The sequence below is a fragment of the Marinobacter algicola DG893 genome (assembly GCF_000170835.1).
GTDB lineage: Bacteria > Pseudomonadota > Gammaproteobacteria > Pseudomonadales > Oleiphilaceae > Marinobacter > Marinobacter algicola.
In genome coordinates this window covers 294,218-309,581 of record NZ_ABCP01000002.1, presented here as the reverse complement: position 1 = coordinate 309,581, position 15,364 = coordinate 294,218, and the positions used below count along the sequence as shown (strand labels likewise).

General features: G+C 55.9%; 13 protein-coding genes and 2 tRNA genes. 11 read left to right on the top strand and 4 right to left on the bottom strand.

The features are described 5' to 3' along the window. The first annotated feature begins 20 nt into the window (after positions 1-20). From ispG to der, 5 genes are all read left to right on the top strand, one after another. A complete protein-coding gene (gene ispG / locus MDG893_RS03620; protein ID WP_040474233.1) occupies positions 21-1,139 on the top strand; it encodes a flavodoxin-dependent (E)-4-hydroxy-3-methylbut-2-enyl-diphosphate synthase in 1,119 nt (372 codons plus the stop codon). Positions 1,140-1,185: 46 nt separating this feature from the next. Next, positions 1,186-2,466 (top strand): histidine--tRNA ligase, encoded by a 1,281-nt coding sequence (gene hisS, locus MDG893_RS03615; RefSeq protein ID WP_083797657.1) that lies wholly within the window; start codon positions 1,186-1,188, stop codon positions 2,464-2,466. 50 nt (positions 2,467-2,516) lie between these two features. Beyond that, positions 2,517-3,173 (top strand): YfgM family protein, encoded by a 657-nt coding sequence (locus MDG893_RS03610; protein ID WP_007152363.1) that lies wholly within the window; start codon positions 2,517-2,519, stop codon positions 3,171-3,173. Next, entirely contained in the window at positions 3,173-4,345 is a 1,173-nt protein-coding gene (gene bamB, locus MDG893_RS03605; protein ID WP_007152362.1) for an outer membrane protein assembly factor BamB, read from the top strand. The genes MDG893_RS03610 and bamB overlap by 1 nt, the downstream gene beginning before the upstream one ends. Positions 4,346-4,407: 62 nt before the next feature. After that, a complete protein-coding gene (gene der / locus MDG893_RS03600; RefSeq protein WP_040474232.1) occupies positions 4,408-5,832 on the top strand; it encodes a ribosome biogenesis GTPase Der in 1,425 nt (474 codons plus the stop codon). 35 nt (positions 5,833-5,867) lie between these two features. On the opposite strand, the gene MDG893_RS03595 is transcribed toward der, so the two are convergent. The 4 genes from MDG893_RS03595 to MDG893_RS03580 all read right to left on the bottom strand — a co-directional run bounded on the left by MDG893_RS03595 (position 5,868) and on the right by MDG893_RS03580 (position 10,044). Further along, entirely contained in the window at positions 5,868-8,282 is a 2,415-nt protein-coding gene (locus MDG893_RS03595; protein WP_007152360.1) for a bifunctional diguanylate cyclase/phosphodiesterase, read from the bottom strand. Positions 8,283-8,528: 246 nt separating this feature from the next. Beyond that, a tRNA-Glu gene (locus MDG893_RS03590) sits at positions 8,529-8,604 on the bottom strand. 92 nt (positions 8,605-8,696) lie between these two features. Beyond that, the gene (locus MDG893_RS03585) at positions 8,697-9,602 is read right to left on the bottom strand and encodes a TIGR01777 family oxidoreductase (protein ID WP_007152359.1); all 906 of its coding nucleotides are present in this window, start codon (positions 9,600-9,602) and stop codon (positions 8,697-8,699) included. Positions 9,603-9,657: 55 nt separating this feature from the next. After that, positions 9,658-10,044 (bottom strand): sirohydrochlorin chelatase, encoded by a 387-nt coding sequence (locus MDG893_RS03580; protein WP_007152358.1) that lies wholly within the window; start codon positions 10,042-10,044, stop codon positions 9,658-9,660. A 96-nt stretch (positions 10,045-10,140) separates the two neighbouring features. On the opposite strand from MDG893_RS03580, the gene MDG893_RS03575 reads away from it, so the two are divergent. The 6 genes from MDG893_RS03575 (at position 10,141) to MDG893_RS03550 (ending at position 15,349) form a co-directional block, all read left to right on the top strand. Further along, positions 10,141-10,743, top strand: coding sequence for a DUF924 family protein (locus MDG893_RS03575; RefSeq protein WP_007152357.1), 603 nt, complete (start codon positions 10,141-10,143; stop codon positions 10,741-10,743). A 161-nt stretch (positions 10,744-10,904) separates the two neighbouring features. Continuing rightward, positions 10,905-11,648, top strand: a complete 744-nt coding sequence (locus tag MDG893_RS03570; RefSeq protein ID WP_007152356.1) for a TetR/AcrR family transcriptional regulator — start codon at positions 10,905-10,907, stop codon at positions 11,646-11,648. 77 nt (positions 11,649-11,725) lie between these two features. After that, positions 11,726-11,801 (top strand) — tRNA-Gly (locus MDG893_RS03565). A gap of 140 nt (positions 11,802-11,941) precedes the next feature. Continuing rightward, entirely contained in the window at positions 11,942-12,751 is an 810-nt protein-coding gene (locus MDG893_RS03560) for an MOSC domain-containing protein (protein WP_007152354.1), read from the top strand. Position 12,752: 1 nt separating this feature from the next. After that, positions 12,753-14,681, top strand: coding sequence for an ATP-binding cassette domain-containing protein (locus MDG893_RS03555; protein ID WP_007152353.1), 1,929 nt, complete (start codon positions 12,753-12,755; stop codon positions 14,679-14,681). Beyond that, the gene (locus MDG893_RS03550; protein WP_007152352.1) at positions 14,678-15,349 is read left to right on the top strand and encodes a DUF6901 family protein; all 672 of its coding nucleotides are present in this window, start codon (positions 14,678-14,680) and stop codon (positions 15,347-15,349) included. Before MDG893_RS03555 ends, MDG893_RS03550 begins: the two co-directional genes overlap by 4 nt. Positions 15,350-15,364 lie beyond the last annotated feature (15 nt).

Below are 15,364 nucleotides of genomic sequence, written 5' to 3'. Positions count from 1 at the left end.
TTTTGCGGTTAGCAGGCTATATGAATCACGAATCTCCGATTAAAAGACGCAAATCACGCCAGATAATGGTAGGCGATGTTCCCGTGGGTGGGGATGCGCCCATTGCTGTTCAGAGCATGACCAACACCAACACCTGCGACGTGGATGCAACCGTTGGCCAGATCCGTGCTCTGCAGGAGGCTGGAGCGGACATTGTGCGGGTATCCGTGCCTACGATGGATGCTGCGGAAGCGTTCGGCAAGATTCGCTCAATGGTGTCGGTACCCTTGGTGGCCGACATCCACTTCGATCACCGGATCGCTTTGAGGGTGGCTGAACTGGGAGTTGATTGTCTTCGTATCAATCCGGGTAATATCGGCCGGGATGACCGTGTCAGCGCCGTGATCAGTGCCGCACGGGATCGCAATATCCCGATTCGTATTGGCGTTAACGCAGGCTCGCTGGAAAAGGCCCTGCAGCGCAAGTATGGCGAACCCACACCGGAGGCGTTGGTGGAATCCGCCATGCGCCATATCGATATTCTGGACAAACACGATTTTCAGAATTTCAAGGTTAGCCTCAAGGCATCGGAAGTTTTCATGACGGTGGCGGCCTATCGTCAGATCGCCGCACAGATTGAACAACCGCTGCATCTGGGTATCACCGAAGCAGGTGGTTTCCGTTCCGGCACGGTCAAATCCTCCATTGGTCTGGGAATGCTGCTGATGGACGGCATTGGGGACACCATCAGGGTGTCGCTCGCGGCAGACCCGGTGCAGGAAATCAAGGTCGGCTTCGATATTCTCAAAAGTTTGCGCCTGCGAAGCCGGGGTATCAATTTTGTCGCCTGCCCAAGCTGTTCACGCCAGAATTTCGATGTCATCCAGACCATGAATGACCTTGAGGCTCGCCTGGAGGACGTCAACGAGTCGCTGGATGTTGCCATCATTGGCTGTATCGTCAACGGACCGGGTGAGGCCAAGGTGGCAGATCTGGGCTTGACCGGCGGCAGTCCCAAGAACCTGTTCTACGCAGCGGGCAAGCCCAATCAGAAACTCGATAACGCCAATCTGACCGACGACCTGGAACGGCTGATCCGCGAGGAAGTGGCCCGTCGCAAGGAAAAGGAAGACGCGATCATTACCCGCTCGGCCGACTGAGAGCAGATCGTCCAATCACCAAAACAGATACAGATAAGGTAGTAACTTGGCTAAGATCCAGGCAATCCGCGGGATGAACGATATCCTGCCAGAGCAGACGCCGGTGTGGCAGTTTGTGGAGGACACGGTCCGGAAAGTGCTTTCCCAGTACGGTTATCAGGAAATCCGCATGCCTGTGGTTGAGCAGACGGACCTGTTCAAGCGTTCCATTGGCGAAGTAACGGATATTGTCGAGAAAGAAATGTACACCTTCGAGGATCGCAATGGCGACAGCCTGACCCTGCGTCCTGAAGGCACTGCCGGCTGTGTTCGTGCCGCGGAGGAGCATGGTCTGCTTTTCAACCAGACCCGTCGCCTGTGGTACACCGGCCCCATGTTCCGTCATGAGCGCCCCCAGAAAGGCCGTTATCGCCAGTTCCACCAGATTGGTGTGGAATGCTTTGGTATGGCCGGCCCCGATATCGATGCCGAACTCCTGGTACTGACCGCCAGGCTCTGGCGCGCACTTGGGCTATGTGAGCATACCCGCCTGGAAATCAATTCCATTGGTACGTCGGCCGCCCGAAAGGAATACCGGGAAGCCTTGGTGGCCTACCTCTCGGATTACCGGGACCAGTTGGATGATGACAGCCAGCGGCGGTTGGGCTCTAACCCGCTGCGCATTCTGGACAGCAAGAACCCGGAGACTCAGAGGCTTCTGGTGGACGCGCCTCGCCTGGATGATTACCTCGACGATGAGTCTCGGGAGCATTTCCGGCAGTTGCGCTCGTTGCTGGACGCAGCTGGCATCGAGTATACGGTGAATTCAAAGCTGGTTCGCGGGCTCGACTATTATGGCAAAACCGTGTTCGAGTGGATTACCGACAGTCTGGGTGCCCAGGGCACGATATGCGCCGGTGGTCGCTACGATGGCCTGGTGGAGCAACTGGGAGGCAAGTCAACGGTTGCGGTCGGTTTCGCCATGGGGCTCGAACGGCTGATTCTGCTGCTGGAAACGCTTAACCTTGTGCCAGACAGTGCCAATGGCAATGTCGATGTGTATGTTGCGGCTATGGGCGAATCCACCGTGGCACCCGCATTGGCGCTGGGGGAATCCCTTCGCGATGCCTTGCCGGGCGTGACGGTTATGGGCCACTGCGGCGGCGGTAGTTTCAAGAGTCAGATGAAAAAGGCGGATCGCAGTGGCGCCCGTTACGCGGTTATTCTGGGTGAGAATGAGGTTGCCAACGGGACAGCCGGCCTAAAGCCGTTACGGTCAGACGAGGCGCAACAGGACGTTGCCCAGGGCGACCTGGCCGCGACGCTTGAAGAACTGCTTGGCCGCTGATGGCGCGCCGACAAGTTACAGCATAATAATCATCTATTGCAGGAGTCATCATGGCTGAAATGCGTACTGAGGAAGAAACGGTCCAGGCAATCAAGGACTGGTGGAAGAAGAATGGCAGCTCGCTCCTGATTGGCGTCGGTGCGGCGCTGGCTATTGTTTTCGGGTGGCAGGCCTGGCAGAACCATCAAATGCAGCAGCGTACGGAAGCCGCTTCCCAGTTTGCCGAGCTGATCAATGCCTATAGCGATGAGACCGATGAAAATCGCGCTGATACTGTTGCCTACGTGGCTGAGAACCTGCGGGAAGAATACAGCGACAGCGCTTTCGCTATCTACGGCATGTTGATGCTTGCTCGTCAGCAGGTTATGGATCAGGGCGATCCGGAGGGAGCGATCGAGTCCCTGACCTGGGCGCAGGAAAAGGCCGGCGAAAGCGGAGCTTTGGCGATGGTTATTCGCAACCGCCTGGCCCGTGCTCAGTTCGCGGCGGAACAGTACGAAGATGCTTTGGCGACCATCGAGGGTACGGGCAATACCGGCAGTTTCGGCGCTATTTTTACCGAGCTTAAAGGCGATATTCTACTCGCCCAGGGCAATCGCGAAGGGGCTCGTGAAGCGTATCTGGCGGCCCGCGAAATGAATCAGCAAGGTCGTAGCGGCATTCTTGAGCTCAAGTTATCCGACCTTGGTGTTGAGGAGGGAGCCTGATGCCCTGGTTGGTTAATGGGCATACAAGACTCCTTTCGCTAGCAGGCATGCTGGCATTGGCTGTTCTGGCAGGATGTAGCACCAGTGACACCTTTGAGCAACCTGCACCGGTTCCGGAGATTTCATCCAGCGTCGAGCTTGAGCCTGTCTGGAGCATGAGCGTTGGGGACGGGCATGATGACAAGTTCCTGTACCTTGCCCCTCTAAACACTGGAGAGCGATTGTATGCCGCGTCGGCCGATGGTGAAGTCTATGCCGTCGCATCCGAAAACGGTGAGGTATTCTGGTTCCGGGATCTTGACGAGGAAATCAGTGCCGGCGTTGGTGGCGATCAGGATAACCTGTATCTGGTCTCCCGTGATGCTGAGCTGATGGCCCTCGCGCGCGAGGATGGCTCTGCGCTTTGGAGGCAGCCTTTGCCCAACGAGGTGTTGGCATCCCCCCAGTCCAACGGACGCCTGGTGGTGGCACAGACCATCGATGGCAAGGTGCTGGCATTCGATGCCGCCACCGGGGAGCAGGCATGGCAATACGATAGTGATGTCCCGGTCCTGTCGATACGTGCAGCGGCCTCGCCACTTGTAGGGGCAGATCTTGTACTGGCTTCGCTGGCCAACGGCAAGCTAATGGCAATCTCCACTGAGAACGGTCAGCCCATCTGGCAGTATGAAGTTGGCCAGCCGCAGGGCCGTACCGAACTTGAGCGTCTTGTTGATGTGGCCGGTGAGCCGCTGATTCTGGAGAGTGCAGCGATGATTGTGGGCTATCAGGGCAAGCTTGCGCTGGTGGACCTTCAAACCGGGCAGGAAATCTGGAGTCGTTCTGCCTCCAGCCTGCAGTCACCAATGATCGGCAACGGTAATATTTTTGTCTCCGGTGCCAACGGTGAGATCACCGCCTACCGCGGTTCCGACCGTCGCGAGTTGTGGGTTCAGGATCGTTTGTCCTGGCGCCAGCCGACGCAGCCGGTTGTCTATGAGGATCACCTATTGATTGGTGATTTCGAGGGATACATTCATATGCTGTCGCTGGAAGACGGCAGCCTGAAGGGGCAGCTTGAATTTGACGACGAGGGCCTACGGGTAGCTTTCCAGCGCCTGCAGAACGGTAACCTTCTTGTGTATGGCAATAGCGGTAAACTGTCGGTATTGAAACTCCGGACGCTCGACTGAGTGCTCCTTTCCGGCCCTATCGCTGTGAAGCGCGGGCCCTGTTTAATGTGTAGCGAAAGACTATGACCCCTGTAATTGCTCTTGTCGGACGTCCCAATGTGGGCAAATCGACACTGTTTAATCAAATGACACGGTCCCGGGATGCGCTTGTAGCGGATTTCCCCGGTTTAACCCGTGATCGTAAATACGGTGAGGGCAATTACGAGGGACAGCGCTTTATCGTGATTGATACCGGTGGCCTGACCGGGGGCGAGGAAGGCCTGGACGCTGAAATGGCTCGCCAGTCCATGCAGGCTGTCGAGGAAGCAGACATTGTCCTGTTTCTGGTCGATGGCAAGGCCGGCCTTAATGGCGGCGATGAGCTGATTGCTGCCCATCTGCGCAAGACCGGTAAGCGGGCGCATCTCGTGGTCAACAAAACTGACGGCCAGGATCCCGACATTGCCGCTTCTGACTTCTATGCTCTGGGCTTCGACTCCACCTACCTGATTGCCGCCTCTCACAACCGGGGCATTCGCTCCATGCTGGAAGAGTTGCTGCCGTCCGAGGAAGAGCGTGAAGCGCAGGACCGTGCTGATCGTTATCCAGGCATCCGCATTGGCATTGTCGGGCGGCCGAACGTAGGCAAGTCAACACTGGTCAATCGCATGCTCGGAGAAGACCGGGTGATTGTCTATGACATGCCCGGTACCACCCGGGACAGCGTTTACATTCCGTTTGAGCGCATGGATAACCAGTACACACTGATTGATACAGCTGGTGTGCGTCGTCGCAAGAACGTTAGTGAAGTGGTGGAGAAGTTTTCGATTATCAAGACCCTTCAGGCCATCGACGACGCCCATGTGGTCATCCTGGTTATCGACGCCCGAGAAGGTCTGGTAGACCAGGATCTGCATCTGATTGGCTTTGTTCTGGACGCCGGGCGCTCCCTGGTGGTTGCGGTCAACAAATGGGATGGTATGGACCCGGAAGACCGGGCCAAGGTAAAAGAGCAGGTTCAGCGCCGTCTGGACTTTCTTGACTACGCGGACAAGCATTATATATCTGCGCTTCACGGGTCCGGCGTGGGGGTTATGTACGATTCGGTTCATGCCTGCTATGAGTCAGCGATGGCCAAGTGGCCGACCAATCGCCTGACGGCCATCCTCCAGGACGCTACGGCTCAGCACCAGCCGCCACTTGTACAGGGGCGCCGAATAAAATTGCGATACGCCCACCAGGGTGGGTCCAACCCTCCGGTGATTGTGGTGCACGGAAACCAGACTGACGCATTGCCGGGGGCTTACAAGCGGTATCTGGAGAATACCTTCCGCAAGGTTTTGAAGGTCAATGGTTCCCCCATTCGTTTCGAGTTCCGTTCCAGTGAAAACCCGTTCGCTAACAAGGTTAGCCGGCTGACACCGCGTCAGAAGGTCAAGCAGGACAATGACCTGAAGAAAGGGCGGCCTGTGCGGAAAAAAGCGCGAATGAAGAGCAAGAAGCGATGAGCCGGTCCGTCAGGGCAGCGCCAGTCGGTGCTGGATCAAAGGGCGCGATGATTGGTTTTTAGCCACTGCTGAAACTCGTTTTCGGGCAGAGGTCTGCTGTAGAAATAGCCTTGTGAATAGTCGCAGCCTTCATGTTGCAGGAAGTGTGTCTGGGCTTCCTCTTCCACGCCTTCGGCAATCACACGCAAGCCAAGACTGTGAGCCATGTTAATGATGGCCTTCACCAGTGAGGCATCCTCCCGCTCTTTCATTACATCCTGTACAAAGGATTTGTCGATTTTCAGGGTATCGAAGGGGTAGCTCTTGAGGTAACTGAGAGCCGAATACCCGGTACCGAAGTCGTCGACCGACAGGCGAATGCCGGATTGATCGAGTTGCCGCAGGATATCGGCGGTTTCTATGGTGTTGTCCAGGATCAGTCGCTCAGTAATTTCCAGTTCCAGTTGCTGGGGAGGCAAGCCGCTGGCATCGAGCGCATTCATGACCGTGTCGACAAAGCCCGGGTCCCTGAACTGCCTGGGAGATACGTTGACGGAAATACCGATGTCGGTGCCAGTGGATGCTTTCCAGCGCATGGCCGCCAGGCAGGCTTCCTGCAACACCCATTCGCCGATGGGCGTTATCAGTCCGGTTTCTTCCGCCAGGGGTATAAACCGGTCGGGCATCACCATGCCCATACCGGGGTTGTTCCAGCGCAACAGGGCTTCGGCAGAGCACAGTTGGCCGGACTCCGTGCGAACAATGGGCTGGTAGTAGAGTTCAAACTCTTTTTGCTCCAGGGCCCGGCGCATCAACGATTCCATCTGCAGCCGCTCATGGGAAACTTCCGTCATTTCCGGGGCAAAGTGAGCGTAGGCACTTTTGCCCTTATGTTTGGCCTGGTACATGGCGGCATCGGCGTGTTGGAGCAGGGTGCCGCTGTTATCCGAGTCGTTCGGGAAAATGGAGATGCCAATACTGGTGGTGACGAACACTTCCTGGCCGTTCAGCAGGTAAGGAGGGGCAAACGTTTTGAGAATACGTTCCGCCACCTGGGACGTTGCCTCGGGGCCCGTCAGGCCCGGCAATATCACGAGGAACTCGTCGCCACCAAGCCTCGCGACGGTGCTTGTACCCCGCAGGCAGCTTGAAATCCGTCGTGCGGCCTCTATCAACAGGTTGTCGCCGGCGTCGTGCCCCAGGGTGTCGTTAATGTGCTTGAAGTTGTCCAGGTCGAGAAACATCACGCCAACCAGAGAACTTTCCCGTCTTGCTTGTGCCAGGGCCAGTTTCAGACGGTCCAAAGCGAGCATCCTGTTGGGAAGCCCGGTCAGGATGTCGTAATTGGCCTGTCGGAGAAGTTGTTGCTCGTAGCGCTTTCGAATACTGATATCTTCGCCAAGGATCAAGTAACCCGTGGCGTCGCCCTTGGAATTCTTGATGGGGGTTACGATCAATTGTTCCCAGAAGCGTTCACCGTTCTTGCGGACGCTGTTGATTTCACCCTGCCAGACACCCACTCGCTGCACCTGTAATCGAATGGACTGCCAAAGCTGACGGTTTTCCCGGTGGGCCTGGGCATCCTCCGACACCATGCCCGGGTGTTTGCCACAGATGACTGCGTTGTCATAACCGGTAAGTTGGCTGAACTTCTGGTTGGCATATTCAATACGCCATTGGCGATCACAGATAAGAACCGAGGACGGACTTTGTTCAATAGCCTTGGAGAACTTGCGGATCTCCTGGGCATCACGCTCCTGTCGTTCGAGGTCGTCGTTGAGACGTTCCCGCATCTGGTTGATAGCGACGGTGACCTGGGCCAGCTCGTCATTTCGGTTCAGTTGGGTGTCCGGTCGATCCAATTCAAGCGGATCTGACAGGTTGTTAAGGGAGAAATTGCGGGCATAGTTGGCCATGGTGGTCAGGTGGCGCGCGATAAAATACTGGAATATCCAGATGATCAGGATAGAAACGAAAAAAGTCTTCAGGAACTGGGTGGTTAGCACCAGCACAACTTTTCGGCGCATGTCCGAGAACACGCGTCTGAGATCGGCGGTAACGGTCAACTGACCAAGGCTGAACATCTCATCACCCTGATGGGTGAGCTTGAACGTGTGGCTTGTTGTCTGGGCATTGCGGGGGATTTCTCCCATGACCAGCTCTGAATCCGGTTCGATCTTGAGGCGCAGGTGGACGATGTCTGGCAGGCTGAGTATGCCTTCGAGCTGAGTTTGGAGGAGTTTCTGATCCAGCGCCCACAGGCTGCGGGCCAGGCTGGAGGTGTAACCGGTTTCGACCACCATCATGCGTCTGTCGATCTGTGACAGGTCCTTCCGGTAATCCGAGTATATCTGGATTGCCGAAGAGATGAGGGTGAATACCGAGCTGAACAACAGGATGTACGCGAGCAGCCTGAAGGACAGGGGAGACCCGGTTCGAAATCGTTGCAGGCGAGTCAACAGTTTTTGCATGTCCTATACTTCGGCCACCCTGGCAGGTTTCAAAGAGAACGGTCAAACAATGTTCTCAGGACTATAGCAGCAGTTTCTTGCGAATGCCTCGCAAATACAGGAAAAACCGAGAAAAACATGTCACTGTTTAGGAGTTGTAATCTTAAGGCAATGACTGGTGTGCGGGGAAGGTTGAGCGCCTGCGCATGCAGGGCAGAACAATTGCGGGTGCAGCGTAGAACTGCAAAAGAAAAGAAGCTGTTTAAATGGCGTCCCCTAGGGGGTTCGAACCCCTGTTGCCGCCGTGAAAGGGCGGAGTCCTAGGCCACTAGACGAAGGGGACGCATCGCTTCAAAACCTTGCCTCGTCGAGGTGGCGCGTATATTAAGTAAGGCGATGCGGGCTGTCAAACAGTTTTTGAAAAAAATCAAAGCCTCAGTACCTTACCGAATCCGCCAGGGCTGGGCTCAAATCACGGTATTTGAATTGGAACCCTTCAGCTTCGAGTTTTTCAGGTATGGCCATCTGCCCGGTCAGTAACAACCGGGACATTTCGCCCAGCGCCAACTTAAGGACCGGACCCGGTGCGGGGAAAATGGCTGGCCGCCCCAAAACGCCGGCAAGGCACCTTGTAAACTGCCGGTTGGTGACCGGGTTGGGGCTTACTACGTTGTAAGGGCCGTTGGCCTTCTCTGTCTCGAGCATCCAGATAAGCGCTGCAACCACGTCGTCCCGATGAACCCAGGGCATGAACTGTTCGCCATTGCCAAGTCGTCCACCGAGACCCAGACGAAAGGGTAGAAGCATACGTTGCAGGAAACCGCCACCCGGGCCAGCAACAACCCCCGTCCGTGACAGGCACACGCGAACGCCGTCAGCCTCCAGGTTAAGAGCCTCCTGTTCCCAGTCACGGCACATGCGATGAGTGAATTCGTCATGGGGTGGCGTCTGCTCAGTCACGCGTTCACGGCCCTGGTCGCCGTAGAAGCCAACCGCAGAGCCAGACACCAGTACACGCGGATGTGATTCCCAACTTCTTATCACGTTCGCCAGGAGGTTAGTCAGGCGGATACGGCTGTCCCGAAGTTCCTGTTTGCGGCTATCGGACCAGCGTTTATCTGCGACGCCTTCGCCCGCAAGATTTATGACAGCATCGAAACCCGGATGACGTCGCAGTTGCTCGAGATCTCCGACTACTTCCACGCGCCCACACAGAGCCTGAACGTTTGCCGTGGACTGTCTGCTGAAGACGGTTAGTGCGTAGCCTTTGCTGATCAGTTGTTGGCACAATAGTTGGCCGATGAAGCCTGTGCCACCGGTGATCAGAATCTGATTATCCATTGCTGGTCGCTCCTGGGCCGATTGTGGGTCGGCTATTGATAGTCGTCAGCGATTGTTATGCCGGCTGCTTGTGGCTGTCGAGTTCGTGGATCACAACATCACGAATGGCTTTCCCAAGTTCCGGATTCTCCCCGATGGGCGGGGCAAGCGTAATGCTGACATCGTACCGGGACTGCAGTTCTTCAATCATCGCGGGAACGTCTTTTCTGAGATGACGGCCCGCCGCCAGGAACAGCGGTACAACGGTATACTGTCGGGCGCCTTCACTTGATCCCTCGCTGATAACCGTGTCGAGGGAGGGCTCTGCCAACTCCATGTAGGCAATGCGGGAACCCGGCACAGACTCCAGTGTCGGGGTTGCAAGTGTTTCGAATGTCCGGCACCAGCGCTGATCACTGCTTCCATGGGCAAGTAGGATTATTCGGGGGGCTTCTCCGTTCATAGTGTCTCCTGGTATGAATAGATGCAGGGATCGTGATGTAAAGTGTAGCAGCCGAGGGCCTGCCACCGTGCTGTTTGATGACTATAGGATGGGTATATGTTCGATTGGAAAGAGATTCTGGATTTCTGGTTTGGTGAACTTGATGAATACGGTCTGCCGGACAGTTTTCACAGGAATCGTTGGTTCCGTTCCACACGCGCCTTTGACCAGGAAATCCGTCGACGTTTCCTCTCGATGGTACTTTTCGCGTCGGAGGACGGGTTGCGGCACTGGCGCAAGGAAGCCGGCGGGGCGCTTGCGGAGATTATCCTGCTGGATCAGTTCACGCGAAATATTCATCGGGGCGGAGCACTGGCGTTTTCCAATGACCGCCTGTCAGTAAAGCTTTGCAAGGCAGCAATGCGTAATGGCCAGGACATGGAATTACCCCCGGTAAAGCGGGGCTTCCTCTATATGCCGCTACAACATTCTGAGAAGCGCGAGGATCAGGAACTGTCCGTGGAGTGCTATTCGCAATTGGCCGCCGCCACCGATGGCATTGCCGGAGATTTCATGGAGAGCTTCCTGCAATCCGCCCGTGACCATCGGGATATTATCCACCAGTTTGGCCGTTTTCCACACCGCAATCAGGCATTGAAACGCTCTTCGAGCCCGGAAGAGCAAGCCTATCTAACCAACGGTAAGCGTTTCGGCCAATAAACGTCTTCAAATCCGTTCAGCAGGCCGGAACTGCCAAGCCCATCAAGGTTTCATGGCGCCTTATGCGGCAGAATTTACAAAAACTAACAAGAATCAGGCTTCGCTGCACGGGTCTCATGGCAAGTGCTGCTGGCCGGCGATCGAAACAAGGAAAACCAGCCATGGGGCAGTTACAGAACCCCGGACTCCAGGCGCACAGTGAGCTGCCGGAGAACCGATTACTTCGGCAGTCGATTCGTTACAGGGGGCGTAAAACCTTACGTGTAAAAAGCGAGCTGAGGCGTCTTAAAATCCTGGAAGCGACCCTTCGTATCGCCGCACGTGACGGTTTGCGAGGCATCAAGCATCGAGCTGTGGCGCGGGAGGCGAAAGTTCCTCTGGCGGCCACGACCTATTACTTTCGCGATATTCATGAATTGATCAGTGACTCATTCATGCTTTTCGCTGAAAAAGCCCGGGACAATCTTGATGGCTTTTATGACACCATCAATCTGGTGCTGGACACCATCCCCGCAGAAACGCTCCGGCGCCGTGGTCCCCAGCGGAGTGAGTTGGCGGCGCGGTTATCGGTCATATCGACGGCCTACCTCCATGAACAATTTACAAAGCGCAGGCAGCAGATGCTGGCTGAACAGGTGTTCCTGATGGAAGCGCTAAGGGATGACCGTCTTGCGGGCCTGGCTAGAAGCTATCGTGAAGCATGGACAGCAGGCCTGCGACAGATATTGGAGCGGCTGGATTCACCATCACCGGAGAGAGACGCAACGCTGTTGGTTAATGTCACCTTGGGTATGGGGTATGATTCTTTGCTCAACGATGAGCGCGTGGATTACAGCGCGCTGTCTGAGACCGTTGCGCGCGTGATCGGGTTGGCTCTGGGTGAACAGGAGGTCTTACCGGCCTGAATAGGCGGATGAAAAAGGTCCTGAAAAAAGAGTTGACGAACCAGGATGAATCCGTAGAATACGCGTCCGTTGATCAAGCGGGAATAGCTCAGTTGGTAGAGCACAACCTTGCCAAGGTTGGGGTCGCGAGTTCGAATCTCGTTTCCCGCTCCAGATTCCAAAAACCCGGTCTTTTCGAAAGGAAAGGCCGGGTTTTTCATTTTTAGCCAGCAAGCCACAGTCTTCACACCCTGTTCTCGGTTATACTGCCAGGCCATATTGAATGCCTTGTCGTCAGTGTTTCGGGAGCGCCCATGCAGGTACATTCGTTGTATGTCTATCCGGTCAAATCCCTGGCCGGAATCCAGGTTTCTTCGTTCCATCTGGACGGTTTCGGTCCGGCCGGTGACCGTCGCTGGATGATCGTGGATTCCGAGCGCGAGTTCGTCACTCAGCGGAACAATCCGGAACTCGCCATGATAAAAACCCGGTTGGATTCAGGTCGGGTTTTTGTAGATATACCGGGGGAAGGTGAGTTTCCGTTGTTGCCGGACGCCGAGGAGTGTCGCGTTAGAGTCTGGCAGGATTGGGCGAAAGCGGTATACGGAGAGGACAGGGCATCTGCAGCGTTATCCCGATACTGTGGTCAGACATTTCGCTTTGTCTATATGCCCGAGGAAACCTTTCGTCGCGTTGATGCGAGCCGGGTTACCGAGTATCGTCGGGTCAGCTTTGCCGATGGTTTTCCATTCCTGATTACCAATCTTGCATCCCTTGACGAGCTTAACTCGCGGCTAGATTCTGCCATCGATATGCGAAGGTTTCGGCCGAACATTGTTGTCGAGGGTGCGGGAGCCTGGGATGAAGACAACTGGGCATCAGCACGCATCGGTGACACCACATTCACGTTGGTAAAGCCCTGTTCCCGCTGCGTTTTGACCACCGTGGACCCGGACCAAGGCATAAAGTCCGCAGATCTGCAGCCCTTAAGGACGCTTGGAACCTATCGGCGAACTTCTGACGGCGTCATTTTCGGAATGAACGCTATTCACGAATCGGACGGGACCATACGCGTCGGCGATCCGATTACCCTGGAAACCACTGCCACAACGGAGAATCAGTAACGTGCCATTGTTAACGCTGGATGCCGTATCCCTTGCTTTTGGCATGCAGCCATTGCTCGATCAGGCCTCTATGACCATTGAGGCAGGTGAACGTGTGTGTCTTCTTGGCAGGAATGGCGAGGGAAAATCGACATTACTGAAGATTGTCAGCGGTGAGGTAACGGCGGACGGCGGCGTTGTCCGGCTGGACGACGGCGCGATCCTGTCGGTGTTGCCCCAGAATCTACCCGTCAATGACACTCGGACCGCCTATGAGGCAGTTTCCGGTGCCTTCCCGGAAACCGGGGAGTTGCTCGCGGAGTTTCACCGGTTGTCCCAGACGGCGGATGAAGCCAGTCTGGACCGGCTGATGAAAGTGCAGGAGCGCCTTGAGGCTTTGGATGGCTGGCGCCTGGACCAAAAAGTCGGCGCCATCCTCGAGCAATATGGCATCGACCCTGAGCAGTGCCTGAACACGCTATCCGGGGGTTGGCAGCGACGTGTCCTGTTGGCACGCGCCCTGGTAACCGAGCCGGATATCCTGTTGCTGGATGAGCCTACCAACCACCTGGATGTGCCTGCTATTGCCTGGCTGGAAGAGGCCCTTGGTCAGTTTCGTGGCGCGATTCTGTTTGTCAGTCACGACCGTGCATTCATTCGCCGTATGGCCACGCGGATCGTGGAACTGGACCGCGGACATCTGGTGAGTTTCGCTGCTACGTACGACCGTTATCTGGACCTCAAGGAAAAGGCTCTGGAGGAGGAGGATCGCCAGAATGCGTTGTTCGACAAGCGGCTAAAACAGGAAGAGGCGTGGATACGCCAGGGGATCAAGGCCCGAAGGACGCGCAATATGGGCCGGGTGAGGGCGCTAAAGGCCATGCGTGAAGAGCGCCAGCAACGTCGCGAACGAGGTGGAACCGCAAGCTTTTCGGTGGAAGACGCCGCCCGTTCCGGGAAGCTGGTTGTGGAAGCCAGTGACGCCGGATTTGCCTATCCTGATGGCACGGCGGTTATTCGCGACATGAACATGACCGTTCTCAGGGGCGACAAGATTGGTCTCGTTGGTGAAAATGGCACCGGGAAGACCACCCTGGTCCGGCTGATGCTGGGAGATCTGAAGCCCACGGACGGCCGGATTCGCCTCGGCACCAATTTGCAGATCGCTTACTTCGACCAACTCCGCGGTGAGCTCGACCTTGAACGCAATGCGCTGGATAACCTGTCCGAGGGGCGGGAGTTCATCGAGATCAACGGCCAGAGCAAACATGTTCTGGGTTATTTGCAGGAATTTCTGTTCAGTCCGGAACGGGCACGCTCGCCTGTGCGTGTTTTTTCCGGCGGTGAGCGTGCGCGCCTTCTTCTTGCCAAGCTCTTCAGTAAGCCGGCCAATATCCTGGTGCTGGATGAGCCGACCAACGATCTGGACGTGGAAACCCTGGAGTTACTCGAATCCCGGTTGGTGGAATTTGCCGGTACTGTGATCGTTATCAGCCACGACCGCGAGTTCCTCGATAACGTCGCCACTGACACGGTGTTCCTCGACGGCTCCGGTAAAGTAGCGGAATTTGTCGGTGGCTATACTGACTGGCGGAGGCAGGGGGGGCGGTTTCCTTCCGAGGGGGTAAGCCGGAAGGCCACCAAGCCGCCAAAGAACCAGAACCCGGTGCCGGAAAAAAAGCCGGAAGCGCCCACAGTGGCCGATACGAAAAAAACAAAACCCGTAAAACTCAGCTACAAACTCAAGCTTGAACTGGAAAAACTTCCGGGCCAGATTGAAGAGCTGGAGACGGAACTGGAAAAGCTTCGAGCCGAGATTTCTGATCCGGAGTTTTACTCCGGGCCCGCTGAGAGCGTCTCTTCGACCTTGGCGGAACTGGGGGACAAGGAAGCCCACCTGGAGAAGGTCATCGAGCGCTGGATGGAACTGGAAGAACAGGCGAATCAATGAATGTAACGTATCACTTCAAATTTGAAGACAAACGTTCCGAGATTTTTAAAGTAACGGACTGGCCGGCTGAATCGGCGGGCAACCTGCCGAGCTGGACAAAGTTGGAGCACTGCCAATGCGCCAACTGCCCTCTGAAAGCATCAGAGTCGCCACGATGTCCCGCCGCTGTCGAAATGCTTCCGGTTGTGAACGCTTTTCAGGCAGAGAATGCCTATCAGAAGGTCAATGTGGAGGTCACGGACGACCGTAGACGTTATTCCAAGGACACCACACTTGAGGAGTCCCTGAGGTCATTGCTGGGGCTGAAAATGGCGACAAGCGGGTGTCCGGTGTTGTCCGAACTGAAATCGATGGCCGTGCATCACCTACCGTTTGCCAGCAATGATGAGTTCATCATGCGGAGCGTGTCTCACTACCTGTTGCAGCAGTACCTGGCGAAACGTAATCATAAGGAGCCAGACTGGGAGCTGAAAGGACTGGTGGAGAGAAACCAGCGTCTGCAGCTGGTCAACCAGGCGCTATGGCAGCGAATCCATTCGGTATGTGAGGGGGACAGCAATCTGAAGGCATTGCTGAACTTCTTCTCAATGGCCTCCAGTGTCAGTTTTTCCCTGGAAAGTCAGCTTCGAAAACTGGAAGCAAAAATGAAAGGCGACGGCGCCGTCTAAGGCGCCGCGTGACCC

What these genes read in the sequence shown, in the direction of transcription:
- ispG (WP_040474233.1), top strand. Translation starts at nt 21, where the DNA reads ATGAATCACGAATCTCCGATTAAAAGACGCAAATCACGCCAGATAATG.
- MDG893_RS03610 (WP_007152363.1), top strand. Translation starts at nt 2,517, where the DNA reads ATGGCTGAAATGCGTACTGAGGAAGAAACGGTCCAGGCAATCAAGGAC.
- bamB (WP_007152362.1), top strand. Translation starts at nt 3,173, where the DNA reads ATGCCCTGGTTGGTTAATGGGCATACAAGACTCCTTTCGCTAGCAGGC.
- der (WP_040474232.1), top strand. Translation starts at nt 4,408, where the DNA reads ATGACCCCTGTAATTGCTCTTGTCGGACGTCCCAATGTGGGCAAATCG.
- MDG893_RS03595 (WP_007152360.1), bottom strand. Translation starts at nt 8,282, where the DNA reads ATGCAAAAACTGTTGACTCGCCTGCAACGATTTCGAACCGGGTCTCCC.
- MDG893_RS03585 (WP_007152359.1), bottom strand. Translation starts at nt 9,602, where the DNA reads ATGGATAATCAGATTCTGATCACCGGTGGCACAGGCTTCATCGGCCAA.
- MDG893_RS03580 (WP_007152358.1), bottom strand. Translation starts at nt 10,044, where the DNA reads ATGAACGGAGAAGCCCCCCGAATAATCCTACTTGCCCATGGAAGCAGT.
- MDG893_RS03575 (WP_007152357.1), top strand. Translation starts at nt 10,141, where the DNA reads ATGTTCGATTGGAAAGAGATTCTGGATTTCTGGTTTGGTGAACTTGAT.
- MDG893_RS03570 (WP_007152356.1), top strand. Translation starts at nt 10,905, where the DNA reads ATGGGGCAGTTACAGAACCCCGGACTCCAGGCGCACAGTGAGCTGCCG.
- MDG893_RS03560 (WP_007152354.1), top strand. Translation starts at nt 11,942, where the DNA reads ATGCAGGTACATTCGTTGTATGTCTATCCGGTCAAATCCCTGGCCGGA.
- MDG893_RS03550 (WP_007152352.1), top strand. Translation starts at nt 14,678, where the DNA reads ATGAATGTAACGTATCACTTCAAATTTGAAGACAAACGTTCCGAGATT.